The sequence below is a fragment of the Streptomyces sp. NBC_01506 genome (genome assembly GCF_045040295.1).
Classification (GTDB): domain Bacteria; phylum Actinomycetota; class Actinomycetes; order Streptomycetales; family Streptomycetaceae; genus Streptomyces.
On record NZ_CP109422.1, the window covers coordinates 3,305,354 to 3,318,033 of the forward strand.

A 12,680-nucleotide genomic window follows, 5' to 3' on the forward strand; every position below is an offset into this window, starting at 1 on the left:
CGAGAATCCGCTGAACCCCTCGGGTGTCAACGGTTCGGGCTATGACCCGGTGATCATCATGATGGAAGCCCTGGGGCACAGTCCGGAGGCCGCGAAGGAGTTCTTCCCCGCTGATCCCACCGCCTGTAACGAAGACGGCACCCCGAAGGGCAGCGGCGCCGACCTGGGCAAGAACAAGGACGGGGAGACGATCACCAATTACCTGGACTTCTTCCAGAACGAGGGCTGCGACCCGTTCTTCGACATCGTGGGTCATGACCGCGACGACCAGGAGAAGTCCATGAGGTACATGCCTGACGCGCTCGGGAAGGCCCTGGAGGCAGCGACCACCGGACACGCCTGGGACGATCCCTCGCCCACCCTGAAACGGGACGAGGTCACGGCGGGCATCATGAAGGAAGTCATCGACAGTTACGGTTCGGATTCGAGTCTGCTGGGCCGGCACGAAGCGCTGAAGGACAACCTGGGGCGTATGGGTGCCGCATATATCGACGACCTGAACTACTCCACGTACAACTTCGGGTCGGTCGGCGACGAACTCGGGCGTGACTCGCTGTCTGCAAACAGCAGTGATGGTTCCGAGCGGACCGACTTCGGCGAAGCCGCGAGTCGCCGGTTCATGGGTGTGGTGGCAGCCGATGAAGAGGGCTGGAAGTCGTTGTCATCAGCACAACAGGTCTACGAGGCGAGCGGGCTGAAGGCATTCGGATCCGAGCACCAGGATTCCGCATTGATCTTCGGATCCAACGGGGCAAAGGTGCATGGGATCCTCGACGAATCGCGCATTGACGGAATCCATCAACAGTTCAAGGGCGAAGAGGATGCCAAAATACTTGAGATGGAAAAGGACGCCGAGTGGAGAAAATTCGGGGTCAGTTCAGGCGTAGGTGCTGTGGTGGGTGTCGGTACTGCGGTAGTCCTGGGTCCCGCTGCAGGCGTAGTAGCCGCTACGGCAGTTCCTCTCGTCATGGATACCGCGACTGCGGCAATTGACACCGGATACGCCGGCGAGACGATGGACTACCTGAAGCAGCGCGAATTTGAGAACAATGACGACGCCCTGACAGGGATTGACAAGTTCAAGGCTGTAGGGGAGCAAGGCGCTGTTACCCCCCTGCTCAACTACGCGGACGAGGTCGGCATGTCGGGACGCGATAAGCAGCAGCTTGCCTTGGATATCGAGACCTATTACGGGAACGGCAAAACTGCGGCCAGCGAACAGGGGAGGGTCAAGTGATGATGCTGCGCAACCCGAACCGACTCACCGCCATCGCGGTTCTGGTCATCGGCGGTCTTCTTTCGGGATGTTCCGGGGGCGAGGACCGCGCAGAATCCCCGGAACTAGGGCGGTGCAAGTCGTTGCTCGGTGCCGGGAACGTGGAGGCGGCCGTCAAGACGATGAGCGGAAGCGATGTCGAGGTGAGCGGAACACCTCAGGCGGATGTACTGGTGGACGGTCTAGTACGGGAGGCGAAGCAGTGGCAGAAGTCGGATCTGCTGCACAACTCCTACACCGGTTGCCGAATGGATGCGTTCGAGGGAGACCAAATCAGCGGCACCGTTGATGTAACGGTGAAGTGGTCCGTTCTCTCACTCGGGTTGCTGGATGATCCGAAGAACAGCCGGACGTGGCGTCAGGTGAACAAATTGGTGTATGTGGCACCGGAGCCTGGGCCGGCCCGAATGCAGTTGCTCGCGGCATGCGCGGTGCACGGAGCATCTGCGTCGCAGTCGTCCGATCTGCCGCTCCAGTTCGACGTGTCGGGTGCGAGCCTCGGAGCGGAACTCCGGTGGGAGTTGCTGAGGGCGTTCGCTCAGTCGGTGACGGAAGAGATGGGGTGCACAACGCCTCCCGTCATTCCCTCCGTAGTGCCTGCGGCCACGTAACCGGTGAGCGGGAGTAGGTGTGCACGGGTGAGGCGATGTCTGACGGCCGCACTCTCCGGCCCGACGCCAATTCGTCGCAAAGCGACCGCAGGGCCACGGTTGCCCCTCCAGCACCTCAGAGCCCCGGCCTCGCCCCGTACCGCCGACCACGTCTCCGATGACATGTCCAGCGGCCTCGATCGCCGCAGTCCACTCCTTCGCCCAGGCCCTGGCAAAGGAACTGGACCGCGACGACAACGCCGGACTGAAACCCAAGCCCACCCTGATACCGGCCTCATAGGCCAACACCAACACGCACAAGGAACCTGATGGTGACCACCCGCACGAGGACGCACAGCCTCCTGTGCGCGGCCGTGGCCGGCTCTATGACGTTTCTTGCCATGGGTTGCAGCGACGACCCCGACGGGAAGCCGGCTGACGTCTACGTGACGGCCGACAAACTCTGCGGCGGACGGGCAGTGACCAAGGATGCGGCGAAAGCACTCGAAGTGATCACAGGCGAGACTCGCTTCGCAGCCTCCGGGACGTATTCCACCGTCGCCGACGCGGCCGTAGAGTTGACCCGCGAGGCCATGACCTCCGACTACGAACGCGAAGACATCTGTCGCATCTACCCCGATGCCCCTGTCAACGAGCTTCGCGTGCGGTGGGAGTTGGACAACATCATTCGGAAGGGACCTCCCCACCCACAATTCACCGTTCTCCCCATGGGGGAGGAAGCCGGCGCCGCTCACGACAAGGCTTACGTCACCTTCGCCTGCGGACACAAGGACCAGCCCGGCTCCTCGCCCGACTACATCAGCGCCGAGGTCGAAGCCACAGGCACGCCCACCACGCCTGAAGGCGACGAGCGCCCGCTGAAGAACGCCTACGCAACCGTCGCCCACTCCTTCGCCCTGGCCCTGGCAAAGGAACTGAACTGCGACAACAACGCCGGACTCAAACCCAAGCCCTCCCTGATCCCGGCCTCGTAACAGCTCGGCCATCCGCCGAGGCACGTTGTAACTGCCCTTCCCCGATTGCTAAGTTGAGCCAGAGGGATTCAACGGGAGTAACTTGAGGGCGCGTTCGGGGGAAGGGCCTCATAGATGGCGTGGGACGACTGGGAGCGGCCAGAAGTCGGAGGCGCCGACAGAAAATCCGCCGGTGCGGCTGTCAACCGGGCTCTGATGAATAGCAGCGTCCATCCCGACACCATCCCTGATCTACTGACAGCCGCGAAGACCGAAGCCGGCAACAGCCATGACGCGGGAGCCGGTTGGCAGCGTGCCAGTGATGCCTCATGAGGCCGTCCGCGGTTCTGGCAGCCGTTGCGCTCGTACTGTCCATCGGGCTTTCTGGTTGCGGCGGGGGCGAGAAGAAGGACTACGCCGTCCCCGCCTCGCTTTGCGGGGTCCCCGTCGAGCCGGAGCTTCTCGAGCCGCTCCTGCCTTCAGGGGAGGAGATCAGCGTGCAGGAAAGCGGTTACGAGAACGAGGTTCAACGCCGGCTCTGCACCGTGACAGTCGACGGCGATGTGTCACTGACTGTAAATGGCGAGTGGCGGGAGGCAGGCTTCACTGCTCTCGAGGCCGGTGAGGATCATGTGGCGGGCGGCGGCGAATTTCAGACATCTGCGAACGGCAGCATCGCCTCGTGGGGAACGATAGTAGCGACCACATTCCCTTGCGATAATGCGACATGGCAGGCATATTCAGCCGTTGCCGAGGAAAGGGTGCGAACCGGCAGCAAAGCGAGCGTAGAAGCCCTGAAGAAATTCATCGCCCCCTACGGCGAGGCTCTGGCCAAGACGCTCCCCTGTGAGGATTCCACTTAGTGCGCGAGAGTCGAAGGACCCTGATGGTGACCACCCGCAGGAGGACGTACGGGCTCCTCTGCGCGACCCTGGCCGGATCCCTGATGCTCGCTGTCGCGGGATGCAGCGGGGAGGAAGACGGTAACGACAAGGCGCCCGATGTCTCCATGACGGCCGACAAGCTGTGCGGCGGCGGAGCCGTGAACAAGAGCGGGGCGGAGGCCCTCGAAGTGATCACCGGGGACACCCGGTTCCAGGATTCCGGAAAGGAACTCACCGTCGGCGCCGCGGCCAGGGAGCTGACCCGTACCGCGGTGTCCACCTCCCAGGGCAAGGGGGACATCTGCCGGATCTACCCGAACATTGGTTCGTACGACGACGGCCTGCGCGTCACGTGGGAGATGAGCGGCAGCGCGCCAAGGGGTATCGCCGCCTCGAAGTTCACCCTCCTCACCATGGGGGAAGAAGCCGCCACCGCCCATGACGCCGCATACGTCACCTTCGCCTGCGGCCACAAAGACCGGCCCAACACTGCACCCGACCACGTCAGCACCTGGGTGGAGGACACCAAAGTCACCGTGCCGGACGAGAACGAGCGGGCCCTCGAAAACGCCTACGCAACCGTCGCCCACTCCTTCGCCCTGGCCCTGGCAAAGGAACTGAACTGCGACAACAACGCCGGACTGAAACCCAAGCCCACCCTGATCCCGGCCTCATAGGCCAACACCAACAATCAGAAGGAAACTGATCGTGACCACCCGCACGAGGACTCACAGGCTCCTGTGCGCGGCCGTGGCCGGCTCCCTGGCGTTCCTGGCCGCGGGTTGCGGCGATAGCGACGACGGGAAGGCGGTCGACGACTACGTGACGGCCGACAAACTCTGCGGCGGCGGGGCAGTGACCAAGGACGCGGCAAAAGCACTCGAAGTGATCACAGGCGAGACTCGCTTCGCAGCCTCCGGGACGTATTCCACCGTCGCCGACGCGGCCGAGGTGTTGACCCGCGAGGCCGTGCCCGCCGCCTCCGGGAGAGGAGACATCTGCCGGCTCTACCCCGAGGCCCCTGTCGATGAACTGCGCGTTACATGGGACCTGAGCAATATGCCCTGGAGCGGAGAACCCGCCGCCCCGAAGTTCACCATCCTGCCCATGGGGGAAAGAGCCGGCGCCGCTCACGACACCGCCTACGTCACTTTCCCCTGCTCACACAAGGAGCATCCGCTCGCGCGACCCGACTACATCAGTGTCTGGGTCGAAGCCCGCAGGCCCACCGAGCCCGAAGGCGACGTGCGCCCGCTGAAGAACGCCTACGTCACCCTCGCCCACTCCTTCGCCCAGGCCATGGCCAAGGAACTCGGCTGCGAGAACAACGGCGGGCTGAAACCCAAGCCGTCGCTCATCCCGGCCCCGTAGCCACACGACGGGGCGGCTGCCCGCCCCCTTACGCGGAGGCGGGCAGCCTCGGGAGCCGGTGAACGTCCTTCGCCGTTCCCGTGACGCCCGACAGGAAGCCCTGGGCGCGCGGGGAGGCGTTGGCCTTCAGCCATTCCGGGGCGATGTCCCAGACCGCCACCCGCACGCCCGTGCCGGCCAGCGCGAGCGGCAGGGTGTGGACGACCGTCGAGGGGAAGCTCAGCACCGTCGAACCGATCGGGCCGCGACGGGCGATCAGCTCCAGTGGCAGGTCCGGGCGTACGATCTCCAGGCCCGTCTCCGTGGCGAGCCGGTGCAGCTTCTCCACGCTCTCCCTGCGGTGCGCGAAGTAGCGCGTCGCGCCGTGGGTGCGGGCCAGCGAGGCGACCGCCGTCACGTACTGCTCCAGGTCGACCACGCCCGTCTCTACGAGCGAGGTGCCCACCATGTCGGCGCCCTTGGTGATCCGGGGCGGCCCGAAGGTGGCCTTGGTCCACTCGAAGGTGTTGGCCGTGACCGTGATGCCCTCCGGCGCGTCCACGGGCATCGAGGTGAAGACCTCGACGCCGCGGGTGCGCGACGGTGTCAGCCGGCGCCGCGCGACGGCGGAGACCGGCGCGAGCGCCAGCTCGCGCGGGCCGCGTCTGCCGCCGCGCCGGTGCCAGCGCACCAGCGGTTCGCCGTGGACGAGTTGCGCGATGAACTCCATCGTCGCCGTCCCGTCGTCCACGACGGTCAGCTCCTTGCTGCTGACGAGGGTCAGCAGAAGCTGTACGTAACGGGAGAACGGGTCCCCGATCACGATCCGCTCCGCCTTGCGCAGCAGCGGAGCCAGCTCCCGTATCGTCCGCAGCGGCGCGCTCGCGCCGCCGCGCGCCTCCTGCCAGCGCACGGTGAAGCCCGCGTCGCGGGCCAGCTCGGCCATCCGCCGGAGCTGGCCGCGCGACATGGGGTCGGTCGGCGACAGGACGACCACGGTCAGTTCCGCACCGGTCGCGCTCGCGCGCGCCCACTCCAGCACGTTCAGGAGTTGGACCGGGCTCTCCACGAATGCGATGGCGCTGGGCGACGCGGTGCGCGCCCCGGAGGGACGGCTCATGGCTGTCAGACCGCCACGGGCTGGGCGCCGTCCGCGGCCTCGGCGACGACACCGGTGACGCGGCGGAGCTTCTTCATCGGGCCGAGCTCCGACTCGTACACCTTCTTGACGCCGTCACCGAGGGACGCCTCGATGGTGCGGATGTCGCGTACGAGGCGGGTGAGGCCCCCCGGCTCGACGGAGGCGGCCTGGTCGGAGCCCCACATGGCGCGGTCGAGCGTGATGTGACGCTCGACGAACGCGGCGCCGAGCGCGACGGCGGCGAGGGTGGTCTGGAGACCGGTCTCGTGGCCGCTGTAGCCGATCGGCACGTTCGGGAACTCGGCCTGGAGGGTGTTGATGACCCGCAGGTTCAGCTCCTCGGCCTTGGCCGGGTACGTCGAAGTGGCGTGGCACAGAAGGATGTTCTCGCTGCCCAGCACCTCGACCGCGTGCCGGATCTGCTTCGGCGTCGACATGCCGGTGGAGAGGATGACGGTGCGGCCGGTGGCGCGCAGGGCGCGCAGCAGCTCGTCGTCGGTGAGGGACGCGGAGGCGACCTTGTGCGCGGGCACGTCGAACTTCTCCAGGAAGGCGACGGCCTCGGTGTCCCACGGGGAGGCGAACCAGTCGATGCCGCGCTTCTTGCAGTGCTCGTCGATCGTGCGGTACTCGTCCTCGCCGAACTCGACGCGGTGGCGGTAGTCGATGTACGTCATCCGGCCCCAGGGGGTGTCCCGCTCGATGTCCCACTGGTCGCGCGGGGTGCAGATCTCCGGGGTGCGCTTCTGGAACTTGACGGCGTCGCAGCCGGCCTCGGCGGCGGCGTCGATCAGCGCGAGCGCGTTGTCGATGTCGCCGTTGTGGTTGATGCCGATCTCGCCGGTCACGTAGACGGGGCGGCCGGGACCCGCGGTACGGGTGCCGAGGGTGCGCAGGCGGGAGTTGGTGCTCATGAGGGGGATTCCTTACTTGGTCGTGATGTCGGCGGTGGTGCCATGGGGGGCTGCGGGGGTGTTGACGTCGAGACCGGGGCCGAGGAGCCAGGTGGCGATCTCGCGGATCGCCCCGGCGCCGCCGGGTGTTTCGGTGACGGCACGCGCCGCCGCGCGTACGGCGTCGTGGGCACTCGCGACGGCCACCGGCCAGCCGGCGAGCGCGAAGCACGGGAGGTCGTTGACGTCGTTGCCGACGTACATCACCCGCTCGGGTGTGATCCCGTGCTCGTCGCACCACTGCTTCAGTGCGAGGTCCTTGCGGTCGATGCCGTGGAGCACCGGCACGCGCAGCTTGCGGGCGCGTGCGGCGACGACCGGGTTCTGCTCGGTGGACAGGATGAGCAGTTCCACGCCGGCGCGGCGGAGGGCGGCGATACCGAGGCCGTCACCGCGGTGTACGGCGACGGTCTCCTTGCCCTCCGAGTCGACGAGCACCCGGTCGTCCGTCTGGGTGCCGTCGAAGTCGAGGACGACCGCGTCGATGTCGGCGCGGCCGGGGAGCGCGGTGGTGTCCAGGAGCGGCGCGAGTGCGCGGGCGCGCTGAAGGTCGTGCGGGTCGTCGATCTCCAGCACGCGCTCGGGGTCGGTCGAGACCAGTTCGGTACGTCCGAAGAATCGGTGCCCGGCCTCGCGGAAGCCTTCGGCGCGCATCGCGTAGGCGGCGCCGGTCTCCAGGAACTCCTGGGGGCGGTCCTGCCTGCGGGGCCGGTTCGACTTGTCGTGGTTGACGCCGAATCCGTCGCTCTCCGAGCGCCAGATGAAGCCGTGGGTCGGGGCGACGGTCAGCGCGCTGTCGGCGCCGCCGTCCGTGACGGCGGCCACGACGCCGTCGAGGTCGCCGGGGGTGATGAAGGGGCTGGTGCACTGCACGAGCAGCACCACGTCCGTACGGTGCGAGGCGCCGCGCATCGCGCCGTAGGCGTCCATCGCGTGCAGGACGGCGGCCTCGCTGGTCGCGGTGTCGCCGGCGATGGCGGCCGGTCGCAGGACGACCTCGGCCCCGGCGGCGCGGGCGGCGTCGGCGATGGCCGCGTCGTCCGTGGAGACGACGACGTCGGTCACCCGGCGGGCGGCCCGGCAGGCGCGGACGGCCCGTACGACGAGGGGGACACCGCCGACCTGGGCGAGGTTCTTGGCGGGGACGCCCTTGGATCCGCCGCGGGCGGGGATCACTGCGAGGACGGCGGTCATGGACGGGGCTCCTTGGTTCACTGCGTATTGCTGGTTCAGGGTGGCCGGGTTCTGCGCTTGCTCGTTCTGCGCGGACCAGCCCGACCAGCCGTAACCGGCGAGCACATCGGCCGGCAGCGGCCGACGGCTGACGCGCGGCGCGGGAGCGGGAGTTGGGGTGGGGGGCGCGGGCGCGGCGCCCCCGGACGCGCCGGTCGCCGACGCCCGTGCGTCGCCGCTGGCGCTGACCGGGTCGGTCCGGTGGGCCGGTTCGTCCTCAATCGCCGGACGGGGTGGAGTGGTTCCGGCCACAGCAGCGGTCGGCGCCGCGCCCGCGGTCTCCCGGCGCCCCGTCACAGCTCGCCCATCCGGCGGATGACCGGGGCCACGCGCTGGACGCCGTGGCGGTAGGCGCCGCGGGCCGCCGCGCGGACCGTGTCGCGCACCACGCGCCGTACGCCCGTCGCGCCGCCGTTCGCGGTGCGGTTCGACGCCGTCAGCGGGGTGCCGTCCGGGGCCAGGTGGTAGCGGGCGAGCAGGCCGGGCAGATAGCCGGGCGCGGTGGTCGCCGTGTAGTACGGGGTGATCGGCGGCAGTTCACCCTCGGCCAGCAGCTTCGCGACGCGCTCGCGGGCCGCGTCGAACGCGGAGGCGTAACTGCCGTCCGCGGCGACGCCCTGCCGGTCCGCCCAGACGGGGTCGGCCTTCGGCCGCTGCCCGCCGTCGAGCTGGTCCCAGGAGGCGAGGCAGCCGGAGCCGATGAAGTGGTGGTTGCCGAGGGGTTCGCGGATCCCGAGGTCGGTGAGGATCGCGGTGGGGATCCGGCGGTGCAAGGACTCCAGCGCCGCCGTCGACGAGACGGTGACCAGCAGGTCGGTGCCGTCCAGGACCTCGCCCATGTTCCCGTACACCAGGCGGAAGTTGGGCGGCAGACCGCCGGGCAGCTTCTCGGCGAGGCGCTGGTACGGGAACTCCTCGACGTGCGTGGTCTGCTCCCCCACGCGGCTGCGCAGCTTGAGCAGGACCTCGCGGCGCGGGTGCAGACGCGCGTGTTCGACCAGTCGCCGCAGCAGGTACGCGCGGTCGGCGCGGGTCAGCGGGACGGACGGCTGGGCCGCGAAGACGACCGTGTCCCGGCCCTCCTCGGGGACGTACCGCGCGCCGCCGAGGAAGGGCAGCGCCGCCTCGGTCACCGAGTCGGACCCGGCGCCCACCCCCTCGTACACGGCGCGGAAACGCTGCGCGTCGTGGCGGGAGTTGGCGAGGACGATGTCCGCGCCGTGGCGCAGCAGGAGTCCGTCGGACAGCTTCTCGTAGACGACACCGACGTAGCCGGTGACCAGGGCGGGCCGGTCGGGCAGGCCCAGCGCGGATATCCCGTGCAGCATGGCCTGTACGGCTCCGCCGACGAGGGCCAGGACGACGACGTCGTACGTCTCCTCGCGCAGCACGTCCAGGAACTCGGTGCCGGTCATCTCGCGCAGCGCGTCGGCCTCGGCCCCCACCTCCTCGAGCTGGCGGGCGGTGGGCGTCGCTCGTCCGCGCAGCAGGAAGCCGCTGAGCTCGATGGCGCGGTCGTCGGGTGCGATGCGGCGCGCGGTCAGCGCGCCCCACTTCCACCGTGTGTCGGAGTCGGCGAGCACGGCGACCCGTAGCGCTTTGCTGGTACGTGATGGCACGTGTTGGACGTTAGAAAGCCATTGAGATTGGCGGCCCAACACAACAGCAATAAAGGGTTAACAGCGGGTCGACGGAGAGCGAAATGGCCCGGGAACGAGGTTGATTAACCGTTCCGCCATCCGTCGTTCACCTCCCGTCCTCGCGGATGTCGGAACGAATCACGGGCCGCCCCTTAGCGTCACCGGCGTGGTCAAGCTCTCTGTCGTCGTGCCGTTCTACAACGTGCAGACATACGTCCCCGAAACACTCCGAAGCCTCTCGGCGAACGCGCGAAAGGATTTCGAGTTCCTGCTCGTCGACGACTGCTCGACCGACGGGACGCCGGAGCTGCTGCGGCGCGCGGAGCGCGAGCTGCCCGGCGCGGTCCTGCTCAGACACGACAAGAACGGCGGACTGGCCACCGCGCGCAACACCGGTCTCGACGCCTCGCGCGGTGAATACATCACCTATCTCGACGGCGACGACTGGGTGGCGCCGGGCTACTACGAGCGTCTGCTGGCCACCGTCGAGGGCCTGGCCTGCGACTTCGTCCGTACGGACCATGTCCAGTTCACCGGCAAGACCCGCACCGTGCACCGTGTCCCGGTCGGCCCGCGCGGGGTGGTCCTGAAGCCGCGCGAGACGATCCTGCCCGCCGACAAGACGACATCCGTCGACTACGCGTACGCCTGGGCCGGCATCTACCACCGGCGTCTCGCCGACCGGGGGCTGCTGCACTTCACGGACGGGCTGCGGACCGCCGAGGACCGGCCGTGGATCTGGCGGCTGCACCGGGAGGCGGAGTCGTTCGCCGCCGTGGGGCTGCTCGGGATCTTCTACCGACGCGGCGTCGCCTCGTCGCTCACCCAGATCGGTGACGTACGGCAACTGGACTTCATCCGCGCATTCGATCAAGTCGTCGAGGAAACGGCGGCGGATCGCGAGGGCGAGCTTTTCCTGCTCAAGGCTGTACGTACATATCTGGCCATCATTTCGCACCACTTGGCGGGTAAAGAACGGTTCGAACCGGCCGTCGCACGGAAAATGCGCACGATGAGCGCCGCCGCCATGAAACGGCTGCCGCAGGACGTACTGAGAGAAGCGCTGAACTCGATGGACCTGGACCGTTCCACCCAGTTGCGCCGGCTGCGCAGGCGTCAGGGCGCGAGCGGGAAGGCGGCGGCCTGATGACCAGCCCCTCCCCCGCGCGCACCACACGGGTGTTCTACGCCTCCACCCTGTACGGCGCCGCCACGCTGACCGCCGCGATCGACGCCGGACTCTTCGCGCCCGTCGACCGCAGCGTCCTGGTCGTGAGCAACAACGCCGGTACGCCCGAACTCACCCCGGCCGTCCACGAGATGCCCGGCTTCGAGCGACTGCGCCACCGCTTCGACTCCGTCCTGTCGTGGAACGAGACGATCGCGCCGTTCCACCCCGGCGGCTGGGTCCCGCGTGAGGACGACCTGCCGATCTGGGAGCGCCATCTGCGGCTCGCCTGGGGCCTGGGCGACGACACGGTCGAGCTAGTCCTCGAATCGATCCAGGTCAGCCCGGCGCTCACGCTCGCGGAGATCTTCACGGCCGCCCCGATCGAGGTGTACGCGGACGGGCTGATGAGCTACGGCCCCACCCGTAACCGGCTCGACCTCCAGGTCGGCGCGCGCATACGCAGGCTGCTGCACCTCGATCTCGTACCGGGTCTGGTGCCGCTGCTGCTCACCGAGTTCGGTGTCCCGTCCGAGACGGTGCCGACAGCGGACTTCCTGCGGGTGCTGGACCAACTGGCCGACACCGCACGGGACTTCGAGACCCCGGCCGAGGCTCCCGCGCTGCTGCTGGGGCAGTATCTCGCCACGCTGGGCATCATCACCGAGCGCGAGGAGGAGGAGCTGCACCTGCGGATGCTGCGGGGCGTGGTCGAACTGGGCCATCAGCACGTGGTGTTCAAACCGCACCCCACGGCTCCGGCGCTCTGGTCGCGCAAGCTGGAGGAGGAGGCGTCGCGGCTCGGCGCCCAACTGACCGTGCTGGAGCGCCCGGTGCTCGCCGAGGTGCTGTACCGACGGCTCAAGCCGGCCCTGGTCGTGGGCTGTTTCTCGACCGCGCTGTTCACGGCGTCGGCGTTCTTCGGCATCCCGGTGGCCCGCACCGGCACGGACATGCTGCTCGACCGGCTCTCGCCGTACCAGAACAGCAACCGCGTACCGGTCACGCTGGTCGACGCGCTGGTCCCGCCGCTGGACGACGACGGTACGTACCGCCCGGAGCCGCACCCCGCGGAACTGGTCGCGGCGGTCGGCTTCGTGATGCAGCCTCAGATGCATCCGAAGCTGCGCCCGGCGGCGGAGAGCTTCCTGACGGCGCACCTGGACCCGCACACACTGCGCTACTTCAAGCGCCGCCGCCTGACGACGCTGGGGCTGCCGGGGGCGGTGGGCCCGCAGCTCGTCCGCATCCCGCAGAACGCGGCGGCACAGCGCGTGGTCCGCCGCGCGCGGCGCCTGCGGCGCGCGGTGCTGCGACTGCGTGCGTAGGTCGCGTCCGCAGAGTCCCGCCCGGCCCACGACGCCCGGCACGGCACCGCCCTGCGTCGCCGGACTCGGCCAAGTACGTCCAGTACGAGCCCGACCCTCCGCCTTGCGATGCACCGCACCAACGAGACATCAGCCGCTCCGCG

The 12,680-nt window shown here is 68.4% G+C and carries 12 protein-coding genes; 8 read left to right on the forward strand and 4 right to left on the reverse strand.

Annotated elements, in window-relative coordinates; all coding sequences use genetic code 11:
• Positions 1–49: 49 nt before the first annotated feature.
• From OG329_RS14240 to OG329_RS14265, 6 genes are all read left to right on the forward strand, one after another.
• Entirely contained in the window at positions 50–1,237 is a 1,188-nt protein-coding gene (locus OG329_RS14240) for a hypothetical protein (RefSeq protein ID WP_405795397.1), read from the forward strand.
• Positions 1,237–1,887 (forward strand): hypothetical protein, encoded by a 651-nt coding sequence (locus OG329_RS14245; RefSeq protein ID WP_405795398.1) that lies wholly within the window; start codon positions 1,237–1,239, stop codon positions 1,885–1,887. Before OG329_RS14240 ends, OG329_RS14245 begins: the two co-directional genes overlap by 1 nt.
• A gap of 308 nt (positions 1,888–2,195) precedes the next feature.
• Positions 2,196–2,861, forward strand: a complete 666-nt coding sequence (locus tag OG329_RS14250) for a hypothetical protein (protein ID WP_405795399.1) — start codon at positions 2,196–2,198, stop codon at positions 2,859–2,861.
• A gap of 308 nt (positions 2,862–3,169) precedes the next feature.
• Positions 3,170–3,703 (forward strand): hypothetical protein, encoded by a 534-nt coding sequence (locus tag OG329_RS14255; RefSeq protein ID WP_405795401.1) that lies wholly within the window; start codon positions 3,170–3,172, stop codon positions 3,701–3,703.
• 23 nt (positions 3,704–3,726) lie between these two features.
• Positions 3,727–4,401, forward strand: a complete 675-nt coding sequence (locus OG329_RS14260; RefSeq protein ID WP_405795402.1) for a hypothetical protein — start codon at positions 3,727–3,729, stop codon at positions 4,399–4,401.
• Positions 4,402–4,432: 31 nt separating this feature from the next.
• Complete coding sequence (locus OG329_RS14265; RefSeq protein WP_405795404.1) at positions 4,433–5,095, forward strand: hypothetical protein; 663 nt, start codon at positions 4,433–4,435, stop codon at positions 5,093–5,095.
• A gap of 28 nt (positions 5,096–5,123) precedes the next feature.
• Here the strand turns inward: OG329_RS14265 and OG329_RS14270 are convergent, their stop codons facing one another.
• The 4 genes from OG329_RS14270 to OG329_RS14285 all read right to left on the reverse strand — a co-directional run bounded on the left by OG329_RS14270 (position 5,124) and on the right by OG329_RS14285 (position 10,020).
• Positions 5,124–6,194 carry a hypothetical protein gene (locus tag OG329_RS14270; RefSeq protein ID WP_405795405.1) on the reverse strand — a complete coding sequence of 357 codons (1,071 nt, stop codon included), beginning with the start codon at positions 6,192–6,194 and terminating at the stop codon, positions 5,124–5,126.
• A gap of 5 nt (positions 6,195–6,199) precedes the next feature.
• Positions 6,200–7,129 carry an N-acetylneuraminate synthase family protein gene (locus OG329_RS14275; RefSeq protein ID WP_405795406.1) on the reverse strand — a complete coding sequence of 310 codons (930 nt, stop codon included), beginning with the start codon at positions 7,127–7,129 and terminating at the stop codon, positions 6,200–6,202.
• A 12-nt stretch (positions 7,130–7,141) separates the two neighbouring features.
• Positions 7,142–8,362 (reverse strand): cytidylyltransferase domain-containing protein, encoded by a 1,221-nt coding sequence (locus tag OG329_RS14280; protein ID WP_405795407.1) that lies wholly within the window; start codon positions 8,360–8,362, stop codon positions 7,142–7,144.
• A gap of 332 nt (positions 8,363–8,694) precedes the next feature.
• The gene (locus tag OG329_RS14285; RefSeq protein WP_405795408.1) at positions 8,695–10,020 is read right to left on the reverse strand and encodes a DUF6716 putative glycosyltransferase; all 1,326 of its coding nucleotides are present in this window, start codon (positions 10,018–10,020) and stop codon (positions 8,695–8,697) included.
• A 187-nt stretch (positions 10,021–10,207) separates the two neighbouring features.
• Here OG329_RS14285 and OG329_RS14290 point away from each other — a divergent pair, with 187 nt between their 5' ends.
• Together OG329_RS14290 and OG329_RS14295 are read left to right on the forward strand one after the other, a co-directional pair.
• Positions 10,208–11,188, forward strand: coding sequence for a glycosyltransferase family 2 protein (locus OG329_RS14290; protein WP_405795410.1), 981 nt, complete (start codon positions 10,208–10,210; stop codon positions 11,186–11,188).
• A complete protein-coding gene (locus tag OG329_RS14295) occupies positions 11,188–12,537 on the forward strand; it encodes a polysialyltransferase family glycosyltransferase (protein ID WP_405795412.1) in 1,350 nt (449 codons plus the stop codon). The genes OG329_RS14290 and OG329_RS14295 overlap by 1 nt, the downstream gene beginning before the upstream one ends.
• Positions 12,538–12,680: the final 143 nt, after the last annotated feature.

Bases quoted from the DNA above. Each gene is read 5' to 3' on its own strand.
- OG329_RS14245 (WP_405795398.1), top strand. From the start codon at position 1,237: ATGATGCTGCGCAACCCGAACCGACTCACCGCCATCGCGGTTCTGGTC.
- OG329_RS14250 (WP_405795399.1), top strand. From the start codon at position 2,196: ATGGTGACCACCCGCACGAGGACGCACAGCCTCCTGTGCGCGGCCGTG.
- OG329_RS14255 (WP_405795401.1), top strand. From the start codon at position 3,170: ATGAGGCCGTCCGCGGTTCTGGCAGCCGTTGCGCTCGTACTGTCCATC.
- OG329_RS14260 (WP_405795402.1), top strand. From the start codon at position 3,727: ATGGTGACCACCCGCAGGAGGACGTACGGGCTCCTCTGCGCGACCCTG.
- OG329_RS14270 (WP_405795405.1), bottom strand. From the start codon at position 6,194: ATGAGCCGTCCCTCCGGGGCGCGCACCGCGTCGCCCAGCGCCATCGCA.
- OG329_RS14275 (WP_405795406.1), bottom strand. From the start codon at position 7,129: ATGAGCACCAACTCCCGCCTGCGCACCCTCGGCACCCGTACCGCGGGT.
- OG329_RS14280 (WP_405795407.1), bottom strand. From the start codon at position 8,362: ATGACCGCCGTCCTCGCAGTGATCCCCGCCCGCGGCGGATCCAAGGGC.
- OG329_RS14295 (WP_405795412.1), top strand. From the start codon at position 11,188: ATGACCAGCCCCTCCCCCGCGCGCACCACACGGGTGTTCTACGCCTCC.